This window comes from Shewanella sp. ISS20, from assembly GCF_056522965.1.
This window is the reverse complement of the sequence record NZ_JAWRZK010000001.1, coordinates 1793416-1814234: the sequence shown is the minus strand read 5'-3', so window position 1 is coordinate 1814234 and position 20819 is coordinate 1793416. Positions and strand designations below refer to the sequence as shown.

Sequence of the window (20819 nt, the reverse complement as noted above, 5' to 3'; positions counted from 1 at the left end):
GGTAACTATTGATAGATGTCTTTAAGCCGTAAACCAATAAGGCGCCTTGGCGCCTTATTGTAAGTCAAAGCTAGTTACTCGCTTGGCGGTACATAGCCTTCAATTTCAACCTCTTTACCTTCAAATAGAAAATTAGTCATTTGTTGTTCTAAAAATTTTCTATCATCCAGATTCATCATGTTGAGTTTCTTTTCATTGATCAACATGGTTTGTTTTTGCTGCCATAAAGCCCAAGCTTCTTTGCTAATGCTGTCAAAAATACGTTTACCCAGCTCACCTGGATAGAGTTGAAAATCCAAGCCATCAGCGGATTTATTCAAATAAGCACACTGTACAGTGCGGGCCATAGGTTACTCCTTGACTAAATGGGCAGATAAAGCGGCGAGTAAGCGCTCAGTTGCGGCGGCCATTCCCACTTTATCCGGTTGTTGTATGTTATACCAAAGACACTGATTGACTTCCATTACTTGGCGCGCAATCGCGGCCTTTGGCGAAATATCTACCCACAGGGCATTAATATCTAAGTGATAGTGGCTAAAGGTATGTCTGAAATTATCCAGCGGTTGCTGCTTGGCATCAGTTAAGTCGTTATCCACTAAATACTCTTGTAGTTGTGCCTCTGAGCTAAATTCCGGAAAACACCAGAGCCCGCCCCAAATGCCTGTGGGCGGACGCTTAACTAAGTGAACTTCCATGCCTTGGGTCATGATCAGCATCCAAGTGGTTTTAACCGGTTGCACTTTTTTAGGTTTTTTTCCTGGAAAATCGGTTTGGCGACCACTGAGCTGAGCTTGGCAGTCAATGGCTATGGGGCATTGGGCGCATAATGGTTTGCTGCGGCTACAAATATTGGCGCCCATATCCATCATGGCTTGATTGTAAGCGCTGACATCCTGGCTTGGGGTAAGCTCTTCTGTCAGTTGCCATAAGGCTTGCTCGACTTTGCTTTGCCCAGGCCAACCGTCAATGGCTTGTTGCGCGCGAGCACACGTTTAACATTTCCATCCAAAATCGGCTGGGGCTGACCTAACGCTAAGGATAAAATGGCGCCCGCTGTGGAGCGGCCAATACCCGGCAGGGCAATCACTTGATTGATATCGCTCGGAAAAATACCCGCATAGTCATCGCGCACAATTTTGGCTGTTTTATGTAAATTACGGGCGCGGGCGTAATAGCCAAGACCGGTCCAGTGATGCAGTACTTCATCTTCTGGGGCGTTAGCTAAAGCGATGATATCTGGGTAGCTTTGCATAAATGCTTGATAGTATGGGATCACAGTGGCTACTTGGGTTTGCTGCAACATGATCTCTGAAATCCATACCCGATAAGGCGTTTTTTGCTGCTGCCAAGGCAAGTGTTTGCGTCCGTGGAGCTGATACCAGTTCACGATACGTTCGCTAAAACTAATGGTCATAGAAAGCTATAATAGGGTCTGTATTGGCGGCAGTGTAACCACAGCGTAACGGGCGAACAAGTTAAACTCGGGTCTTATTGCCTTCATAGCCATATCAGCAAACTAGGTATTATCTGGTGGCGACAGGTTACTAAAAGGTCATTCCTTGTGGCTAAAGCGTTAATCTTTGCTGCCAACACATGATAGTGCTTGCGCTGGCAAGCTAACTTTGGATAATGCCTTTCTTTTGTTTTTCACAACTAGGCACGCATTCGGGGCAATAATGAGCGAAGTAACCACAGCAGAGTTTAGCGATAACGGTAAGTATCTGCGTAAAATCAGAAGCTTTGTATTAAGAGAAGGCCGTTTAACTAAGGGTCAAGAGCAGGCACTGGAAACTCAGTGGCCGACTATGGGCTTAGATTACACCCCAACTTCTTTAGATCTAGCTGCTGCATTTGGCCGCGAAGCCGATGTTGTGTTAGAAATTGGTTTTGGTATGGGCGCGTCTTTAGTGCAAATGGCTAAAGCAGCACCAGAATTAAACTATATCGGCATTGAAGTTCATAAGCCGGGCGTTGGCGCATGTTTAGGGGACGCCGCTAAAGAAGGCGTGACCAACTTACGTGTTTTCCACCATGATGCGGTAGAAGTGTTAGAGAACTCTATTGCTGATGGCTCTTTGAGCCGTGTGCAATTGTTCTTCCCAGATCCTTGGCATAAAGCCCGTCACCACAAGCGCCGTATCGTGCAGCCTGAATTTGTGCAGTTATTACGTCGCAAATTAAAAATTGGCGGTGTGTTCCATATGGCTACCGATTGGGAAAACTACGCCGAGCATATGCTGGAAGTGATGTCAGCGGCTGAAGGTTATGCTAACCAGTCAAACAGCAATGATTATGTTGAGCGTCCAGATCACCGTCCATTAACTAAGTTTGAGGCTCGCGGCCATCGCTTAGGTCATGGCGTGTGGGATTTGATGTTTGAGCGCACAGTTTAATTAATCTCAGTTAACTATGCTTGCCTCTTAGCTGGCTAAGGGGCATACATGAATGCTGCAGATTTTTCGGTTTTATTTTATTCATCCTTAGGAGAGTGACCATGGCCACAAATAGAAGTCGTCGTTTACGTAAAAAACTCAGAATTGATGAATTCCAAGAACTGGGTTTTGATGTTCATTGGACTTTTAATGACGATGTCAGTGAAGATGCTATCGATGCGGCGTTAGACAAGTTCATTGAACAAGTGATTGAGCCAAGAAACTTAGGTTTCCATGGCGGCGGCCACCGTGGTTGGGAAGGCGTAATTGCAACCCAAAACGTGGGCAAGTGTAGCGATGAAGATCGCGCAGCCGTAACTGAGTTTTGGAAAAACCAAGCTGTTACCAATGTTGAAGTGACTGAACTTTACGATATTTGGTGGGGCTAATGCCTGATAAGGCACAGTTAGAAGCCTTGATTGAGCAAGTAAGACCTTTGCTTAATCAAGGTAAAGTCGCCAACTATATTCCGGCGTTAGCGCAGGTTGATCCCAATAAAATCGGGATAGCGGTAACTATGGCGGACGGCACCACTATTGGTGCCGGCGACTATTTAGAACCTTTCTCCGCTCAAAGCATTTCCAAAGTATTCAGCTTAACCTTAGCTATGGGCTTGTACGATGACGATGAGATTTGGTCGCGCGTCGGTAAAGAACCCTCAGGCCACTCGTTTAACTCCTTAGTGCAAGTCGAGCTTGAGCGCGGCATACCGCGAAATCCCTTTATCAATGCTGGCGCCTTAGTCATTGCCGATTTATTGCAAGGACGCTTAAGTGCACCGAAACAGCGCATGCTGGAACTGGTGCGCGATTTAAGCGGTAACCCACAAATTGCTTATGACAAAGAAGTTGCACGCTCTGAATATGATCACAGTGCCCGCAATGCTGCCATTGCATTTTTGATGAAGTCCTTTGGTAATTTTCATCAAGATGTTGATACTGTGCTGCGCAGTTATTTTCATTATTGCGCTTTGCGTATGAGCTGCGCCGATTTATCCCGCTCAATGTTTTATTTAGCTAATCGCGGCGTAACCTTATCGGGGCGCAAGTTAGTATCTTCAGTGCAAACGCGTCAGTTAAATGCTTTATTAGCGACCTCAGGTTTATATGATGGCGCGGGTGAATTTGCCTATCGCGTTGGTATGCCGGGTAAAAGCGGTGTTGGCGGCGGCATAATTGCGGTGATCCCTGGTGATTTATCCGTATGCGTGTGGTCACCGGCACTCGATGACAATGGTAATTCGCTGGTGGGTACCGCACTACTGGAAGCGCTAAGCCAAGAATTAGGCCGCTCTATTTTTTAGCGTCACTTAGCCATGCTATTGTGGTGCTTAATGCTTAATTTTCTGGCTCAATCTTTATACCCAGTCTTTTTATCAAGGAATCATGATGACTCTACCGTCTGTGTTGTCCCATTTGTCCAAAGGATTGGCGGCGAGTGTATTGCTGCTATCTATTTCTACTCAGGCTCAAGCGACGAGTCCCTGCAATATTGATATGAATTATGATATCGATATGACGCCCACTAAGCTGACATTTACCCAGCAAGGTAAAGAGAGCTATCGCATTGATAATCAGCGGCTGTTTATTAATAACGAACAGATACGTTTAACTGCCCAGCAGCAAGCAAGCTTAAACAATTATACGCAGGCCATGCGTAAGCAAGTGCCGCAAGTCGTGACTTTAGCCAATGATGCCCTAGTGCTAGTGTCAGGTGCCTTAAATGAATCATTAACTCCCTTGTTAGGCCCGCAAAGTCAGCCACAAATAGATAAGCTGTCGCAATCATTAGCTGACAAGGTGATAACCATCGCCGTAAAAAATGGCGATAGTTATCACTTAGGTGGCGATCGCGCTCAAGGCAATGAAACCTTAGAGCAAGCGCTCACTAATGAAGTGCAACAGCTAATACAAAATGCCATGGGAACTGTGATGTTATCTATGGGCGGGAAGATAATGATGATGGAAGGCGATAGTTTCGATCAAAAAATGCTAGCTTTTGGCGCTAAGATGCAAAAAGAAGCGCAGCAAATTGAAACTCGGGTGAAAACCAATGTGCAGCAATTAAAGCAGCAAGCCAACGCTATTTGTGCGCAATTGCCAGAGCTTAAACAATTGCAGCAACAGCTTTGGCAGCAAGTACCTGAATTAGCTCAAGTGCCCGTACCGCTGAAATAAACGACAATTGTTATCATTAAATCGTTTGTGAGATATTTCCCAGCATTAGCTGGGATTTTTTGCCTGTGTGCCAGATTAATATTTGTTATAATATCGAAAACAAAAAAACTGAACTCTAAATTCAGTACGATATGACCAAATTTAGCGGCTGTTTGCATCTTACCAAGATGGCATTTTTTAGGGTGAATTGCAGATAGTTTTAACTTAACGATATTTTGTTTCCCGTTTAAGGCGACTTTCATGCTAGAACTGTTAGAACCCATAGCTATCTTTACCCACGTAGCTCGAGCCGGAAGTTTTAGTGCTGCAGCCCGCCGTCTAGGTATTTCTAAATCTAAAGTAAGTACCCAAGTTGCTGATCTGGAACATAAGCTAGGTGTGCAACTTATTCAACGTACAACGCGCAGCTTAAGCTTAACTGAAGCTGGTCATTTACTGTATGAACAAGGTGAAGAGTTATTGCGTGATGCCGATCAGGCTATTGCCAGTGTTCATAATCTTAATGATGCTACCCGCGGATTGCTAAAAGTTGGCATCTCGCAATCATTTGGTGCTATGCATATTATTCCGGCCTTGCCTGAATTTATGAGCCGCCATCCTGAATTAGAATTACAAATTACTCTTTTAGATCATAAGGTTGATGTAGTCAGTGAAGGCTTGGACTTACTGTTAACTATGTCAGAGCAATTGCCGTTAGGCATGGTGGCGCGGCCATTAATGAAGTCACAATTTATGCTGGTGGCGTCTCCCAGTTATATCGCCCGCCACGGCATGCTGGAGCGCCCTGAACAACTGGTTGAGCATAACTGCTTGGTTTATCAAGGTGAGTGGCATGAACACAGCACTTGGCAATTCCGTAAAGGTGATGATTACTGCGAAATTGGGGTGACGGGTAACTTCAGGGTTGATAACGCTCCGGCACTTAAATCTGCGGCCGTTAGCGGCTTAGGTATAGTCTATTTAGCCAGTTACTTACTTGAAGGCGAAATTGAGAAGGGTACCTTAGTGCCTATGCTAAGAGATTGGCAATTGACTCATCATTTACCTTTGCAGGCGGTTTATCCAAGACGTAAGCATTTAGCCCCTAAGGTCAGCGCTTTTATTGAATTTATTAAAGAGCAAATTGGTACTCCGCCTTATTGGGACGTGCCATACGCGGCTTTATATAGCGAGCGAAAGTAAGGTTTTAGCGGCTCAAGATTAACGGCGGTTAATCTTGGGCAAAAGCTTTGTTACAATTAAGGGCCGGATAGCCTTAGCCAAGGATGATGATTTTCCGTACACTTCTCCTATAGGATTGTTGCCTATATTTGAAACTGAATTCCTTTGCAGGATAGTCATAACCCAACCTAACCATTTTCAGTTTATCCCCGTGGATCACGGGGATTTTTTTTGCCTTCATTTTACTTAACTTCAGTCTGCGGCATGATATTGCTTGGAATTAGCTGGCCAAGAGGTTTGTCATTTTACGAATAAACGGGCAAGGAAAGGCTGATAGAAATAGATGAAGTGGGTGCGCAAAAAAGGCTAACTCAGCAATGCCAAGTTAGCCTTTTTATTCACTAAGGGGTTAATCAAAAACTGTTAGTTACGGGACTCTTGATTAAAGATTAAGTAAACACCGAACTCTTGATCACTGAGCCTTAATCACAAAATTGGGAGAGTAAGTCGTTAACAAACATCTGGCCGCGCTCGGTCAGTTGCCACGCATCACCTAAATCTGTGATTAAGCCCCGCTGCGCGCCTTTAGTCATGCCAGGTAACAGTAAGTCGCTGCTAAGGCCGGTGCGCTCTTCAAATTCACGCTTAGGCATAGGGCTTAATAGTCGCAAGCGATTCATTAAATACTCAAGCGGTCTATCTTCTTCAAGCACATCTGTGACTTCATAGCGAACATCAAGAGCAGCTAAGTATCCTTTGGGATGCTTAATCTTGACCGTTCTAAAAATGCGATTATCACTGGGGACAGTAATTTTGCCATGGCTACCGCAACCTATACCTAGGTAGTCGCCAAATTGCCAATAATTTAGGTTATGTTGACATTGATAACCAGGCTTGGCATAGGCTGAGATTTCATACTGCACATAACCTAATTCAGTTAATAACTTATTGCCTTGCTCATAGATTTGCCATAAGGCTTCATCATCGGGCAAGGTTGGCGGTTTAGAATAAAACAAGGTGCTAGGTTCAATGGTTAATTGATACCAAGACAAGTGCGGCGGCATTAATGCGCCTGCTTGAGTAATATCATCCATGGCTTGCTGCAAGCTTTGCTCGGGCAAGCCATGCATCAAGTCGAGATTAAAACTATTAAAGCCTGCGCCGCGCGCTGAGTTTGCCGCATTAATCGCTTCATCTTTACCATGAATTCGACCAAGAGCTTTAAGCTTTTGGTTATCAAAGCTTTGAACACCCATAGATAAGCGAGTAATACCGGCGGCGCGATAGGCTTTGAGATCGTCATGCTCTAAGGTGCCGGGATTGGCTTCCATAGTGATTTCAATATCAGGCGCAAACGCAATGCGCGCTTCAACACCTGTCAGTAACCTAGCAATTTGCTCGGCACTAAATAACGATGGCGTGCCACCACCAATAAAGATGCTGCTAAGTGCGCGTCCTTGGGCATAAGCTAAGTCGGCGTCCAGATCGTTAAGCAAGGCATCGACATATTCTTGTTGCGGTAACTCACCATGTTGGCCATGGGAGTTAAAATCGCAATAGGGGCATTTTTGCACGCACCAAGGAATATGGATATAAAGGCTCAGGGGTGGCAAGGCTAGCATTAAAGGACACCTTTATCTTGCATGGCCGCAATCAGCATTTGTAATGCTTTACCGCGATGGCTTAAGCGATTTTTATCGTCACTACTGATTTGCGCCGCGCTTTGGCCTGCAGTTTCTGCTGGAATAAATACTGGGTCATAACCATGGCCGTTATCACCTAAGCGCTGATTACTAATCACGCCTTCCCAGCTAGCTTGGCAAATAATCGGGGTTGGGTCTTTATGGTGACGCATATAGACTAAAACACACTGAAAACGGGCGCTAGGCTGTGAGTGGTTTTCTAAGGTTGCTAATAGCTTAGTGACATTGTCTGCATCCGTGGCGTTTTCACCAGCAAAGCGCGCTGAATAAATGCCAGGTGCGCCATCAAGCACATCAACCTCAAGACCCGAGTCATCGGCAATGGCAGCATGACCTGTGATTAGCGCCGCGTGACGGGCCTTAATAATGGCATTTTCCACAAAGGTGGTGCCAGTTTCAGCGACTTCACTTACTTCAAATTGGCTTTGTGGCAACATATTGACGCCAAATGGGGCGAGCATTTGCTCGAATTCGGCTAATTTACCTTTGTTGCCACTGGCTAATACTATGTGTTTCATGAGAGTTCCTTGGCTGGGCTTATGGGGCGACATGATACGCATCCCAGTGAGCCCAAGCAAGGTGACTGCACAGCTCAAGGTGTTGAGCTTAGTCGGTATAGAATTGTTGCTTGAATTTAACGACAGTATTGAGTTGTTTGTCGTACTTAATCGCTATCTGAAAGTTGATTTCTTGATTATCGCGATAAGGTACTTCAGCTAAATAATAGATGGCATCGCCTTCTTTAATTTCTTGAAATTTAAGCGTCATGCGGGCATCAAGTAAGTTATTAGCAATGCCTGTAATTTCAACCGGTACGGCAGGAGAGCCCGCTTTGCTGGTATCTAGCACCGAAATATTGAGCACCCCGATATAGCGACTGCGCTGAATATTATTGGCCTTGGCAATGGCTGGGGTTAAAAACGTACTGCTAAACGCCGAATAATGAATTTGGAAATCTCCAACCTTTTGCTCAGTGGCGTGGGCTGGGGTAATGGTTAATCCAAGTAGTAACAACAGCGCGGCAAAACGTGAGATTAGGTGCGACATGATGACAACCTAGTGGCGGGTGAGCATAGTCACCGAATTGAGATGGTATTAATTATAAGAGCCTCACGGGTATGAGGCTACAAATTTTCGATAAGTGTTAACTTGTTGGTAAAAGTTCTGCTACTTGCGCGGGAATATTTTTAGGATGATGGATAAGCACTTGTTTATGGCGGCCTAATTGCCCTTTAATAATATCCACTTCGCCTTTGGCGACTTTAAATAACTTAGCTAAATACTTAGTCAGATGTGCATTGGCTCTACCATCAATCGGTGGGGCTGTGATGGCGATTTTAATTTCATCACCATGCATCCCCACCCAAGCATCTCTACTGGCCTTCGGCTGAATATATACCCGAATCAATAAGTCCTGCTGCTGCCAATGAATTGCTGCTGACACTGACTTACACCACAGCCCAAAATGGTATGTATTGGGCTAACAAGATATTAAGGAAGTTAAGGCCAATAATCAGTACCATTACAGATAAGTCTAAGCCACCAATCGGTGGGATAACGCGGCGAATTGGGCTTAAAATCGGATCGGTTAATTGGCTAAACACTTGAATGATTGGGTTATAGCCTTGTTGGAACCAGCTTAAAATGGCGCGCAGTAAAAGCATCCAGAATAATAAAACGCCCGCTTGTTTAACCACAGACACTAAAGCGTAAATAAAGATGGTTAGTACATTAATCGCGCCGCCAGCAATCAAGCTTAAAAGCACAACTTTGACCATAACCACAGCAATGGCTAACACTAACGATGCGGTATCTAATGCCCCAATGGAAGGTAATACTCGGCGCATAGGTGAAACAATCGGGTGAGTCGCTTTTACTACAAATTGGCTAAATGGGTTATAGAAATCTGCTTTAGCAAATTGCAGCCAAATACGTAAAATCACCACCATTAGATAGAGATCAAACAGGGTACTTATCAAAAAAGTCATTGCATTCATTACTGTATTTCACCTTGTATCAATGGGATCTAGTCTGTAGTTATTATTAAAAGGTGGCCGCCATGGCATCAGCCCGCTTGATGGCATTATTCATCGCCTCATCCACCAAAGTGCGTAATCCACCTTGCTCAAAGGTGACTATGGCTTCATGGGTTGTGCCACCTTTTGAGGTCACATTTTGACGCAATTGCTGCAGCGATATATCTGGGTTGTTCTCAAGCATTGCTGCGCTGCCAAGCGCGGCTTGCTGGGCGAGTAATCTCGCTTCATCGGCATTCATACCGAGTTTAACCGCGGCATCCACCATAGCTTCAATAAATAAGAAAAAGTAAGCCGGTGAACTGCCAGCTAAGGCGATGACGAGATTAAGCTTATCTTCGCTATCGACCCATAATACTTTACCTATGCTGCTAAGCATTTGCTCGCATAAGTCGCGCTGCGCGGCAGTGACTCCTGTGCTGGCATAAAGGCCTGTCATGCCTAAACCAATTTGACTTGGGGTGTTAGGCATAGCGCGAATTAAGGCTAAAGGCTGCTTGCAATAGCTTGGGTATCTGTCACTTAATACGCCTGCGGCAATAGTAATGACTAGCTTGCTTGATAGGTCAATGGCCGTTAATTCAGTGCATACTTGCTGCATGATTTGCGGTTTGACGCAGAGTACTATCACATCACAATCGGCAGCACTTTGAAGATTATCGGTACTTGTGAGTACGCCAAAATCCTGAGTTAATGCGTCAAGTTTTGGCGTACTTGGATTGGTGGCCGTGATGGCTTGCGGGCAATAACCATGGGCTATCAGGCCGCTAATGATGCTGCGAGTCATATTTCCCGCGCCGATAAAACAAATCTTACTAGCAGACATTCAATTTCCTTACATTATGCCAAAAAGTATGGCTCGCGCATTAGCTATAGTATTTGGGCTGTTTGATGCAAAAACAAGAGCAATTTTGTGCGTTTAGCTTGCAAGACTAATGGTTAGCTCCATAATCGCGCTCACCAAAAATGGCGCTGCCGATGCGTACCATAGTGCTACCACAAGCAATGGCGTTATCTAAATCACCGCTCATTCCCATTGACAGGGTATCAAGTTCAGTAAAACTCTGTTTAAGCGTATCAAAGGCCTGTTTCAGTTGAGTAAATTCTTGTTGTTGTAACTCACTATCCGCAGTTGGTGTGCCTATAGCCATCAAGCCGCGCAAACGCAGCGCTGGCATATTGGCTATGGCGGTGGCTAATTGAGACAGTTCAGTAATATCCACTCCAGATTTAGTATCTTCGGCACTAATATTGACTTGAATACAGACATTAAGCGGCGCCATATCTTGAGGACGTTGATCGTTTAAGCGCTGGGCAATTTTTTCACGGCTTAAGGTATGCATCCAATCAAAATGGGTGGCGACTAAACGGCTTTTGTTAGATTGCAGTGGGCCAATAAAATGCCATTTTATATCGGGATAAGTACTTTTTAAGGCTTGAACTTTATCGACACCTTCTTGCACATAATTTTCGCCAAATTGACGTTGACCAACGTCATAAGCCGCTATGATATCTGCGATAGGCTTAGTCTTACTTACAGCCAATAGACTGATTTCACAACTATTACGGCCGCAAAGCTGCGTAGCTTCAATTATCCTTTGCTGGGCGATTGCCAGTCTGTCTGCTATTGTTGTCATGATGTACTAACTTGTTTGAAGGGATATCCCGAATTATGGAAATAACCGAATTATTGGCGTTTAGTGTAAAGCATAACGCCTCAGATTTGCATTTGTCTTCTGGCGTTCCGCCAATGATCCGTGTTGATGGCGATGTAAGAAAGCTCAATGTGCCAGCGCTCGATCATCAAGGTGTGCATTCATTGGTTTACGACATTATGAATGACAAGCAGCGTAAAGACTATGAAGAGCATTTAGAAATCGACTTTTCATTTGAAGTTCCGAATCTTGCCCGTTTCAGGGTCAATGCCTTCAATCAATCTCGTGGAGCCGCCGCTGTTTTCCGTACTATTCCGAGCACCATTTTATCGCTCGAGCAGTTAGGTGCCCCTGAGATTTTTAAAAAGATTTCAAGCTTTCCCCGTGGCTTAGTGTTAGTCACCGGGCCTACTGGTTCAGGTAAGAGTACCACGCTCGCCGCTATGGTCGATTATATTAACGAAAATCGACATGATCATATTTTAACAATTGAAGATCCCATTGAATTCGTGCACCCCAACAAGCAATGCTTGATTAACCAGCGCGAAGTGCATCGTCATACTCATAGCTTTAATGCGGCGCTGCGCTCAGCCCTGCGTGAAGACCCAGATGTTATTTTAGTGGGTGAGATGCGCGATCTTGAAACCATCCGCTTAGCCATGACGGCCGCAGAAACCGGTCATTTAGTGTTTGGTACTTTGCATACTACCTCAGCCGCTAAAACCATTGACCGTGTGGTTGACGTGTTTCCTGCCGGCGAGAAAGACATGGTGCGCACTATGCTGTCTGAATCCTTACAAGCCGTTATCTCGCAAACCTTGATTAAGAAAGTCGGTGGCGGTCGCGTGGCAGCTCATGAAATCATGATGGGCACTCCTGCCATTCGTAACTTAATCCGTGAGGATAAAGTGGCGCAAATGTATTCAGCCATTCAAACCGGTATGTCCCATGGCATGCAAACGCTTGAGCAGTGTTTACAGAATTTGGTGAATCGCGGCTTAATTACTCGTGAAGATGCTATGAGTAAGAGTTCGAATAAACAGGCGAGTTTCTAAGGAGCTTCACCCATGGATGTGCTTCCATTTCTTAAAATCATGGTTGAGCGCAAGGCTTCGGACTTGTTTGTGACGGCGGGTTTTCCCCCAAGCGCTAAAATCGATGGTGAATTGCAGCCGCTCGGTGAGCAAAGGCTCACGCCGACGCAATCGTTACTGTTTGTTGAATCCTTAATGTCTGACGTGCAAAAACAAGAGTTTCACACTTCTCGCGAGTGTAACTTTGCTTTTGGGGTTAAAGATCTTGGGCGTTTTCGTGTGAGCGCTTTTTGGCAGAGAGAATCCGCGGGATGCGTTATGCGCCGCATCGAGACCAAAATCCCCGATGTTGATGATTTAAAGTTGCCACCAATCCTTAAAGATCTCGTGATGAGTAAGCGCGGCTTAATCATTATGGTGGGCGGCACAGGCACAGGTAAGTCAACGTCGCTAGCGGCACTGGTAGGCTATCGTAACGGCAATGCCCGCGGTCATATCTTAACGATTGAAGACCCGGTGGAATTTGTGCATGACCACAGGCTTAGCATAGTTACCCAGCGCGAGGTGGGCATAGATACCGACTCGTTTGAATCAGCCCTTAAAAGTTCACTGCGCCAAGCGCCCGATGTGATTTTAATTGGTGAAATTCGCACCCAAGAAACCATGGAGTTCGCCTTAGCGTTCGCTGAAACGGGTCACTTATGTATGGCAACCTTGCATGCTAACAATGCCAACCAAGCGTTAGATCGCATTATGCATTTGGTGCCTGAAAGTAAGCATCAACAGTTACTTTTTGATTTGTCATTGAATTTACGTGGTATTGTGGCGCAGCAACTGGTGCCCAAAATGGATGGCCATGGCCGAATGGCGGCCATTGAAATCTTAATTAATACGCCGCGAATCTCGTCGTTAATTCAAAAAAATGAATTACATTTACTCAAAGAAACCATGGCTAAGTCCAATGAACAAGGCATGCAAACTTTCGATCAGGCGTTATTTCACCTTTATCAAAGCGGTGATATTAGTTATGCCGATGCCTTGCATCATGCCGATTCGCCCAATGATTTACGTTTGATGTTAAAGCTTAAAGGTAAAGATTCTGAAGGTGCCACAGTGGGTTTGATGGATAAAGTGACCTTAGATTTAGGTTAAAGCTACGGCGTTTATCCATCTAAAAACTGCTGCTGGTTCAGCAGTTTTTTTATGTGTAAATTAGTTCTATCGCCCTTTGAGTTGAGCAAAATCGCTCAATACAATAATGAACAATAACTCAGTGATTTAAAGGAACTACCATGCCAATTTTGCCATGTCGTCGCAGCTTACTGGTGAGTGCCACAGTACTGTTGTTTAGCCCTAGCGTGTTAGCGAGTGAGTGCGCTGATTATTTAAATGTCACCGTTAAAAAGCTGCATTCTGAGCAAGAGATTAATCTATGTGAACTCACTAAAGGTAAGCCGGTCTTGATAGTTAATACCGCCAGTAATTGCGGCTTTACTCCACAATTTAAGCAGTTAGAAGCTGTGCACCAAGCCTATAAAGATAAAGGCTTAGTGGTGATAGGTTTCCCATCGGATGACTTTTTTCAAGAAGAAGATAAAGAAGAAGAAACCGCCAAGGTTTGCTACATCAACTATGGCGTAAGTTTTACTATGGTGGCGCCATCAAGTGTTCGTGGCAGTGATGCTAATTCAGTGTTTAGCTACTTAGCCGATAAATCCGCCTCGCCAAAATGGAACTTTTATAAATATTTAGTGAGCGCAGATGGTCAAACTGTTATCCAGTTCAATTCTCGCGTAAATCCTAATAGCCCAGAACTTACTCAAGCTATTAATTCTGTGCTTTAATACCGCCTATAAATACAAAATTCAGAAGAGGTTGTTTTGGCTAAATATTCTGGCATGTCCAATGAACTTGGGCACCAAACAAGAAATAAAACCGGCGTGCTGTTAGTGAACTTGGGCACGCCAGATGCACCAACCCCAAAAGCAGTACGTAAATATTTAGCTGAGTTTTTATCCGACCCAAGAGTCATTGAAATTCCAAAATTGGTGTGGCAAGCCATTCTGCACGGGATTATTTTGCGCACCCGCCCGGAAAAATCTGCGGCTAATTATCAGTTAGTCTGGACTGAGGCGGGCTCGCCTCTGATGGATATTAGCCTGCGCCAAACCGCCAAACTTGCAAGTTTACTCAAGAGTGAAGGGCAGAATGTCAGCGTTCATCTTGCCATGCGCTATGGTAATCCTTCAATTAGCAGCGTGATGCAAAATATGCGCGATAGCGGCATTGATAAAATAATTGTGTTACCGCTTTATCCACAATACGCCGCGCCAACTACTGCATCAGTGTTTGATGCGATTGCGAAGGAGATGATGCAATGGCGATATTTACCCTCGTTGCATTTTATTCATACTTATCATGACAATCCGGATTTTATCAAAGCATTGTGCGCGTCACTTAAACGCGATTTTGATGCCCATGGTAAGCCACAAAAATTAGTCTTGTCTTACCATGGTATGCCTAAACGTAATCTGGAGCTTGGCGATCCTTATTACTGTTTCTGCATCAAAACCAGTCGCTTGGTCGCTGAAACCTTAGCCATGGACCCAAATGATATTTTAACGACTTTCCAATCAAGATTTGGCAAGGCAACTTGGTTACAACCTTATACCGATGCCACTATGGCGGCGTTGCCAGCTCAAGGTATTACTGATATTGCTGTCGCTTGCCCAGCGTTTAGTGCCGATTGTTTGGAAACTTTAGAAGAAATTGCCGGTGAAAACCGTGAGATATTTGAGCATGCTGGCGGCGAGAGTTTCCGTTATATCCCTTGCCTGAATGATGATGATTTACACATTGAAATGATGGCAAACTTAGTGAAGCCTTACTTTTAATCTAAAGTAGTCATTGCGGTTTCACTCAATCCTAAACCATAAGCCAAGCATTGCTTGGCTTATGTGTTTCTAGCTAAAGTATTGTGCTTAAGTCAGAGCGCTTTGCTTAAGTTAAAGAGCTGCGCTGAAGTTAATAGCAACTGTCAAAATAGCTCTCAATAATCAGCACGGCAGAGACAGCATCGATTTGATCTTTGGTTAGTGCTTTGTAACCGCCAAGCTCAAATAATCTCGCTTTAGCATCGGCAGTAGTGAGGCGCTCATCTTGAGTATGAATCTTGACACCAAAGCGGCTATTGAGGCGATTAGCAAATTTTCGCGCCCGCTTCGTCATTTCTTGCTCGGTGCCATCCATATTGAGCGGTAAACCGACCACCACCAGATCGGGTTGCCACTCAGCAATAAGCTTGCCTATATCTTCCCAATTTGGAATGCCATCTGTGGCTTTTAAGGATAATAGTGGTCTTGCGGTACCTGTGATTTGTTGGCCAATGGCAACGCCAATACTCTTAGTGCCAAAATCAAAGCCTAAAACTGTTTGTGTCATGAGTTACTTCTTGATGTGACCAGCTAAGCACTTGCTGCTTCGTTGGCATTAATTATTAAGCGTGACCGATTTGACTCGACATTTGCCAGACGTTAAAGCCTAACGACTGCATGGCAAGCTCCCATCGATTTTCCAATTCAGCGCTAAATAGCAATTCTGGGGTGGCAGGGACGCTAAGCCAGGAGTTTTCCGCAAGCTCATGCTCTAATTGATCTTTTGCCCAGCCAGCATAACCTAGTGCCACTAAAAATTTTTCTGGGGCCTTATCACTACCTAATGATGACAAAATATCTTTAGAGGTAGTGAGCATTAAATCGTCGGTCAACTTTTGACTAGTGGTCCAATAAGGCTGCGGGCTATGTAATACAAAGCCTTTATCTGGAGTGACGGGTCCACCAATCAGCACTTGGTTTTGCGGCGAATCGGCAAAATCTGGGATTTCGTCACTGAGTTCCATTTGTTCAACTAAGGTGCCGACATCAAGACCTGCTGGGCGATTAATGATAAGCCCCATGGCACCTGACTTATCATGCTCGCAAATATAGATAAGGCTGCGCTCAAAAATGCTGTTCTTAAGCGAAGGCATAGCGATTAATAATTGGTTTTGAAGACTTAGCATGCGATTTCCTTTATCAGGAGGTTAGGTGGCTTAGCCGCCTGCGAGTTTGACAGTATAATGTTGTTTCTCTAGCAAGGTTTTTAGCAGCTCGCGATTATCTGTTTGGATCTCAATACAGAAATCTTTGACTGTGCCGCCGCAGCCGCATTGTTTTTTGAGCGTTTTTGCTAAAGTATCTAATGCTTTGGCATCTAAGCTGAGGCCTTTAATTATGCTCACCCCTTTGCCTTTTCTGCCCTTAGTATCACGATGAATTCTGATAATTCCATCGCCAGTTGGCGGCGCGACTACCTCAGCTTCAGGCTCAATTCGGCCCTTATCCGTGCTATAGACTAAGGTTACATTTGGATCGATACGCATATAGTGACAGCCTAAATCATCTTCAATCATGAGATTTTACCAAAATCTAGCTATAAACGGGAGTGTTGGTTTTAGGTGAATTTTCAGGTTATCTATTTGTTGTATCGCTGTCAGTTCAATAATAATTAATTGAATTATTTCATTTAGCTACTGGATTTCCATGCTGTTACAACCTAACCTGTGTTGATTAGATTATCGGCTGGTTTGCGCATACATTTAGCGATTTAAGCTTGTGAGCTTAGACTCCTTAATCATAAGTGTGACAGTGTTTATTTCTTCGAGGTAGAAATATGAAAAAGCTATTTTTGGCTGTAATGGTACTGGCACTCAGTGCTTGTAGCAGTGTTAAAACCAGTTGGGACTATAATCCTGAAGTAAATTTCTCGCAGTTTAAAACCTACGCTTGGGTGACATCACCAGGTGATGATTCGCAATATCATCTTGATGGTTTAATGGATGAGCGTGTGCGTACGGCAATTAACAATGAACTGGCGGCAAAAGGGCTAACAAGCACCCCGCAAGCCAATGCTCAGTTATTAGTGAACTACCTCACTAAGGTAGATACTAAGGTCGATGTTGATACCTTTACTAATTATTATGGTTATAACCCTTATTATTCTTACTATGCTCCAAACTGGGGCTGGGGCAATCCTTGGGGACCAGGTACCGCATCGACTCAAACTCAGGTGCGTGAATATGACGTGGGTACTTTGATTGTCGATATTATTGATCAAGCGTCTGGCAAGTTAATTTGGCGCGGTTCGTTATCAAATATTATTCGTGATAAAGATACCCCAGAGCAACGGACTCAATTTATTAATGAAGCGGTTGCTCAAATTCTCGCTAATTTCCCGCCTAAAGTGGGTTCGTAAATTTTAGCATTATCAAACAGCGGCTAAGGCCGCTGTTTTTGTTGCTGGCCATTAGCGTTATCAGCTAGTGGTTGATTATTGAGCATCCGTGCTATTTCTCACTATTTCGATTTCGAATGTACGCTTTTCAATATGGTTACAACCTTGTGTTGCTTGCGTGTCAGTTGTAGTCTTAGGGTTGTAAGTTTTGCGTTGAAATCCGATTGAGTGGTAGGTGTCATTATTTGCAATGAGTCCACCCAGGTTTTAATCAGCTAATACCAATAGCTATTGTTAAGAGTAACTATTGTTAGTGACTAATTCTAATAACAAATTCTTAGAATTAGTCATTAGTGCTAGCGTATTTAACCCGCTTTACCATGTTTACAATTTATAACCAATAAAGAGGCATTAACTATGGATGATTGGAGTCAACTAGTCCAAGAACTACCAGGTTTTGTGGTGACTTATGGGGTTAAGATTCTACTGGTGATCTGATCCAATACTTTTGGACACCACGCTAAGTGAGTAAAATGACTTAACGAGGTGAATATGACAATCAAAAAGCCCCGCAAGACCCACACGGCTGAATTTAAAGCTGAAGCCCTGAAACTAGCCGAACGTGTCGGTGTTGCTGAAGCTGCTAGGCAGCTCAAAATCTACGGATCACAACGTTATAACTGGCGCTCTGCCATTGAGAAGAAATCGACAACTAGCCAGCGCGAAGCCGAGCTTGCTGCTGAAGTTGCCAAGTTAAAACGCCTGTTAGCCGACCAAGCTGAGGATTTAGCCATCCTAAAAAAGGCGGCCACCTACTTCGCGAAGAATCAAAAGTAGAACGATTCGAATTTATGCTCGAACACCAGCACCAGTTTCGCCTAAAGCCAATGGCGACAGTGCTTGGCGTGACGCGAAGTGGGTATTATGTCTGGCGAAAATCAAGCAAAAAGCCGAGTACACGCTTGCGCAAACAGCGCAGCCGTGATAAGCAAATCAAAGCTATTTTTGTCCAGAGCAAGGAACGCTCTGGCGCTCGGCGTATTCAAGTCGACCTCGCCGAAGATTACGATCGCGCTAATTTGAAAACCATGATGAACAGCATGACAAGACAGAATTTAGTGGCTAAAGCAGCCCGTAAATTCAAAACAACAACTGACAGCGATCACCTGCTTTCGGTAGCGCCAAATCTGCTGGAGCAGAACTTCGATGCCAGCGGCCCGAACCAAAAATGGGTCGGTGATATCACGTATCTGATGACAAGCGAAGGCTGGCTGTATCTGGCGGTGATTATCGATTTGTACTCGCGCGCCGTGATTGGCTGGTCGATGAGTAATCGCATGACGGCTAAGCTGGCTTGTGACGCGCTGACAATGGCGCTGTTTCGTCGTGGTTTTCCAAAAAAAGTGATTGTTCATAGTGACCAAGGCAGCCAATATTGTTCACATGCGTATCGAGATCTGATTGAAAAAAATCAGCTTATCCAAAGCATGAGCCGCAAAGCCTGCTGCTGGGACAACGCCTGTGCAGAGAGCTTCTTCCATTCATTGAAGGTTGAGACCATTCAGTACGAGCCGATCATGGACCGGGAAACCATGAAGCACACAGTGTTTGAGTACATAGAAGTTGATTACAATAAAACCAGAAGGCATAGTTCACTTGGCTATTTAAGCCCTGAGAATTTTGAATTGAAAATAGTGCTTAGTTAAGTGTCCAGAGTTAGCGGATCAGATCATGGCGATTGTTATTTTTATCGTTGGTAAGTATGTGGCAAATGTAGCTAAAAAAATCACCTTCAAAACCTTAGAGCGGCGCAAAGTTGATAGAACGGTATCATCCTTTGTATCTAATATCGCTTGGTCAGTGGTACTGGCATTTACCGTGATTGCAGCGCTTGGCCAAATTGGCGTACAAACTGCGTCGTTAGTGGCTGTGATAGGTGCGGCGGGTTTAGCCATAGGCTTAACTTTACAAGGCTCGTTAGCTAATTTTGCCGCTGGTGTCTTGATGGTAATATTCCGTCCTTGCCGCGTCGGTGATTATGTGGAAGCCGCAGGTGTTGCGGGCACAGTTGATGAAATTACTATTTTCTCTACTCGTTTATTGACGCCAGATAATAAAGTCGTGATAGCGCCAAACTCGGCCATGATGAATGGCACTATCACTAATTACTCGGCTATGGATAAGCGCCGTATCGATTTGGTGATTGGCGTTTCTTATGATGCTGATATCGCGGCGACTAAGAAGTTGCTCTGCGAGATTTTAGAACAATCAAATTATGTGTTAGCTGATCCTGGTTATACCGTGGGGTTAACTGCGCTGGCTAATTCATCGGTGAATTTTGTGGTGCGTCCTTGGGTAAAAACCAGTGATTACTGGCCTGCACATTTTGCGATTATGGAAACCATTAAGCTTAAACTGGATGAAGCGGGTATTGGTATTCCGTTTCCGCAAATGGACGTTCACGTTAAGCAGTTGCCATCTAGCTAACTAATACGTTTGCTTGATAGGGTAGTAGTCGTTGCAACTACCCTATGTCATTTAGCTCTGCAATTAATGATTATGTTGATCATTACCCGCTTGATAATCAAAGGTTGGAATTGACCAATGATATTTGAGTGCCAGCATACGCACACTAAAGCCAGTACTAATACAGATAATTAAGTTTATCCATTCGGGTACTGCCACTAATTTAAGTCCGACATAAAGCCCTGCGGTAAGTAGCGATATCACGGCGTATAATTCTTTTCTGAAAATCAGCGGCATTTGATTACATAAAATATCGCGAATAACGCCGCCAAATACACCTGTGACTAGTCCCATGACAATAGCAACTAACGGGCTATAACCTAACATTAAGGTTTTTTGGGCGCCGACAATGGAAAATACGGCAAGTCCCAGCGCATCCAGTGCTAAAAAGAAACTGGAGAGGTAGCGCATAATTGGCGCTATCATAACCGTCAGTAATGAGGCGCAGGCGATAGCTAGTAGGTAATGGACATTATCAACCCATACTAGCGGGTAGTTGCCAAGTAGCATGTCGCGTAAGGTGCCGCCACCAATGGCTGTTGCGCATCCTATGATGACTACGCCCACGAGATCCATCTGTTTGCGACCCGCCGCCAGCGCCCCTGTCATGGCTTCGGCTAAGATACCAATCAGCCAGAGTGCTGAAATAATTTGTGCTTCGTGCATTGGGGATTGTCGTTATTAAGAAAAGGCCGCAATTTTGCCTGATTTTGAGTGGATTTCCAAATGACAATAACTAAAGTTTTGGATTAGATTATCTAATGGTTGTGTTTGGCGGGTGAGTGGCTGCAATGCTTGATAATTATGCAAGTTCGTTAATTGTT

Annotated in this window: 24 protein-coding genes and 2 pseudogenes; 12 read left to right on the top strand and 14 right to left on the bottom strand. The window is 44.4% G+C overall.

Features of this window, described 5'->3' with window-relative positions; translation table 11 throughout:
- Positions 1-74: 74 nt before the first annotated feature.
- Both AC1HDP_RS08340 and mutY read right to left on the bottom strand, forming a co-directional pair.
- Complete coding sequence (locus AC1HDP_RS08340) at positions 75-347, bottom strand: oxidative damage protection protein (RefSeq protein WP_479638393.1); 273 nt, start codon at positions 345-347, stop codon at positions 75-77.
- A 3-nt stretch (positions 348-350) separates the two neighbouring features.
- Positions 351-1414 (bottom strand): annotated as a pseudogene (gene mutY, locus AC1HDP_RS08335) (A/G-specific adenine glycosylase).
- A gap of 262 nt (positions 1415-1676) precedes the next feature.
- Here mutY and trmB point away from each other — a divergent pair.
- The 4 genes from trmB (at position 1677) to AC1HDP_RS08315 (ending at position 4609) form a co-directional block, all read left to right on the top strand.
- The gene (gene trmB, locus AC1HDP_RS08330; RefSeq protein ID WP_140933349.1) at positions 1677-2393 is read left to right on the top strand and encodes a tRNA (guanosine(46)-N7)-methyltransferase TrmB; all 717 of its coding nucleotides are present in this window, start codon (positions 1677-1679) and stop codon (positions 2391-2393) included.
- A 101-nt stretch (positions 2394-2494) separates the two neighbouring features.
- The gene (locus tag AC1HDP_RS08325) at positions 2495-2821 is read left to right on the top strand and encodes a 50S ribosome-binding protein YggL (protein ID WP_479638392.1); all 327 of its coding nucleotides are present in this window, start codon (positions 2495-2497) and stop codon (positions 2819-2821) included.
- On the top strand, positions 2821-3735 hold the full coding sequence (gene glsB / locus AC1HDP_RS08320) for a glutaminase B (protein ID WP_479638391.1): 915 nt from the start codon (positions 2821-2823) through the stop codon (positions 3733-3735). Before AC1HDP_RS08325 ends, glsB begins: the two co-directional genes overlap by 1 nt.
- Before the next feature lie 85 nt (positions 3736-3820).
- Positions 3821-4609 (top strand): DUF2884 family protein, encoded by a 789-nt coding sequence (locus AC1HDP_RS08315; RefSeq protein WP_479638390.1) that lies wholly within the window; start codon positions 3821-3823, stop codon positions 4607-4609.
- On the opposite strand, the gene AC1HDP_RS08310 is transcribed toward AC1HDP_RS08315, so the two are convergent.
- Complete coding sequence (locus AC1HDP_RS08310; protein ID WP_479638389.1) at positions 4585-4851, bottom strand: hypothetical protein; 267 nt, start codon at positions 4849-4851, stop codon at positions 4585-4587. The genes AC1HDP_RS08315 and AC1HDP_RS08310 overlap by 25 nt on opposite strands.
- Here AC1HDP_RS08310 and AC1HDP_RS08305 point away from each other — a divergent pair.
- Positions 4850-5791 (top strand): LysR family transcriptional regulator, encoded by a 942-nt coding sequence (locus AC1HDP_RS08305; protein ID WP_479638388.1) that lies wholly within the window; start codon positions 4850-4852, stop codon positions 5789-5791. The genes AC1HDP_RS08310 and AC1HDP_RS08305 overlap by 2 nt on opposite strands.
- A 461-nt stretch (positions 5792-6252) precedes the next feature.
- On the opposite strand, the gene hemW is transcribed toward AC1HDP_RS08305, so the two are convergent.
- From hemW to AC1HDP_RS08270, 7 genes are all read right to left on the bottom strand, one after another.
- The gene (gene hemW, locus AC1HDP_RS08300) at positions 6253-7392 is read right to left on the bottom strand and encodes a radical SAM family heme chaperone HemW (protein WP_479638387.1); all 1140 of its coding nucleotides are present in this window, start codon (positions 7390-7392) and stop codon (positions 6253-6255) included.
- On the bottom strand, positions 7392-7991 hold the full coding sequence (gene rdgB, locus AC1HDP_RS08295; RefSeq protein ID WP_479638386.1) for an RdgB/HAM1 family non-canonical purine NTP pyrophosphatase: 600 nt from the start codon (positions 7989-7991) through the stop codon (positions 7392-7394). The genes hemW and rdgB overlap by 1 nt, the downstream gene beginning before the upstream one ends.
- A gap of 88 nt (positions 7992-8079) precedes the next feature.
- Positions 8080-8520 carry a DUF4426 domain-containing protein gene (locus tag AC1HDP_RS08290; protein ID WP_479638385.1) on the bottom strand — a complete coding sequence of 147 codons (441 nt, stop codon included), beginning with the start codon at positions 8518-8520 and terminating at the stop codon, positions 8080-8082.
- 97 nt (positions 8521-8617) lie between these two features.
- Positions 8618-8917 (bottom strand): DUF167 family protein YggU, encoded by a 300-nt coding sequence (gene yggU / locus AC1HDP_RS08285; RefSeq protein ID WP_479638384.1) that lies wholly within the window; start codon positions 8915-8917, stop codon positions 8618-8620.
- Positions 8918-8921: 4 nt separating this feature from the next.
- On the bottom strand, positions 8922-9470 hold the full coding sequence (locus tag AC1HDP_RS08280) for a YggT family protein (RefSeq protein ID WP_140933340.1): 549 nt from the start codon (positions 9468-9470) through the stop codon (positions 8922-8924).
- Between the two features lie 46 nt (positions 9471-9516).
- A complete protein-coding gene (gene proC, locus AC1HDP_RS08275) occupies positions 9517-10335 on the bottom strand; it encodes a pyrroline-5-carboxylate reductase (RefSeq protein ID WP_479638383.1) in 819 nt (272 codons plus the stop codon).
- Between the two features lie 106 nt (positions 10336-10441).
- The gene (locus tag AC1HDP_RS08270; protein ID WP_479638382.1) at positions 10442-11146 is read right to left on the bottom strand and encodes a YggS family pyridoxal phosphate-dependent enzyme; all 705 of its coding nucleotides are present in this window, start codon (positions 11144-11146) and stop codon (positions 10442-10444) included.
- 35 nt (positions 11147-11181) lie between these two features.
- Between AC1HDP_RS08270 and AC1HDP_RS08265 the strand changes: the two genes are divergently transcribed.
- The 4 genes from AC1HDP_RS08265 (at position 11182) to hemH (ending at position 15092) form a co-directional block, all read left to right on the top strand.
- Positions 11182-12219, top strand: a complete 1038-nt coding sequence (locus AC1HDP_RS08265; RefSeq protein ID WP_140933337.1) for a type IV pilus twitching motility protein PilT — start codon at positions 11182-11184, stop codon at positions 12217-12219.
- Between the two features lie 12 nt (positions 12220-12231).
- The gene (locus AC1HDP_RS08260; RefSeq protein ID WP_479638381.1) at positions 12232-13350 is read left to right on the top strand and encodes a PilT/PilU family type 4a pilus ATPase; all 1119 of its coding nucleotides are present in this window, start codon (positions 12232-12234) and stop codon (positions 13348-13350) included.
- Between the two features lie 140 nt (positions 13351-13490).
- Positions 13491-14042, top strand: a complete 552-nt coding sequence (locus AC1HDP_RS08255; protein WP_479638380.1) for a glutathione peroxidase — start codon at positions 13491-13493, stop codon at positions 14040-14042.
- Positions 14043-14078: 36 nt separating this feature from the next.
- Positions 14079-15092 carry a ferrochelatase gene (hemH, locus tag AC1HDP_RS08250; protein ID WP_479638379.1) on the top strand — a complete coding sequence of 338 codons (1014 nt, stop codon included), beginning with the start codon at positions 14079-14081 and terminating at the stop codon, positions 15090-15092.
- A gap of 130 nt (positions 15093-15222) precedes the next feature.
- Here the strand turns inward: hemH and ruvX are convergent, their stop codons facing one another.
- From ruvX to yciH, 3 genes are read right to left on the bottom strand one after another with little or no spacing between them, the layout of a single operon-like run.
- Entirely contained in the window at positions 15223-15639 is a 417-nt protein-coding gene (gene ruvX / locus AC1HDP_RS08245; protein ID WP_479638378.1) for a Holliday junction resolvase RuvX, read from the bottom strand.
- Between the two features lie 55 nt (positions 15640-15694).
- A complete protein-coding gene (locus AC1HDP_RS08240) occupies positions 15695-16258 on the bottom strand; it encodes a YqgE/AlgH family protein (protein ID WP_479638377.1) in 564 nt (187 codons plus the stop codon).
- Positions 16259-16288: 30 nt separating this feature from the next.
- The gene (yciH, locus tag AC1HDP_RS08235) at positions 16289-16618 is read right to left on the bottom strand and encodes a stress response translation initiation inhibitor YciH (protein WP_479639858.1); all 330 of its coding nucleotides are present in this window, start codon (positions 16616-16618) and stop codon (positions 16289-16291) included.
- A gap of 290 nt (positions 16619-16908) precedes the next feature.
- Here yciH and AC1HDP_RS08230 point away from each other — a divergent pair, with 290 nt between their 5' ends.
- From AC1HDP_RS08230 to AC1HDP_RS08220, 3 genes and pseudogenes are all read left to right on the top strand, one after another.
- Complete coding sequence (locus AC1HDP_RS08230; protein ID WP_479638376.1) at positions 16909-17490, top strand: DUF4136 domain-containing protein; 582 nt, start codon at positions 16909-16911, stop codon at positions 17488-17490.
- A gap of 531 nt (positions 17491-18021) precedes the next feature.
- Positions 18022-19175, top strand: a protein-coding gene (locus AC1HDP_RS08225; RefSeq protein WP_479638375.1) for an IS3 family transposase whose coding sequence is annotated in 2 segments (ribosomal slippage) — positions 18022-18265 and positions 18265-19175 — 1155 coding nt in all. Because the reading frame shifts where the segments join, the coding sequence is not laid out codon by codon here.
- 22 nt (positions 19176-19197) lie between these two features.
- A pseudogene (locus AC1HDP_RS08220) lies at positions 19198-19956 on the top strand (mechanosensitive ion channel family protein); the annotation flags it as partial.
- A 63-nt stretch (positions 19957-20019) separates the two neighbouring features.
- Here the strand turns inward: AC1HDP_RS08220 and AC1HDP_RS08215 are convergent.
- Positions 20020-20661 carry a trimeric intracellular cation channel family protein gene (locus AC1HDP_RS08215; RefSeq protein WP_140933330.1) on the bottom strand — a complete coding sequence of 214 codons (642 nt, stop codon included), beginning with the start codon at positions 20659-20661 and terminating at the stop codon, positions 20020-20022.
- Positions 20662-20819 lie beyond the last annotated feature (158 nt).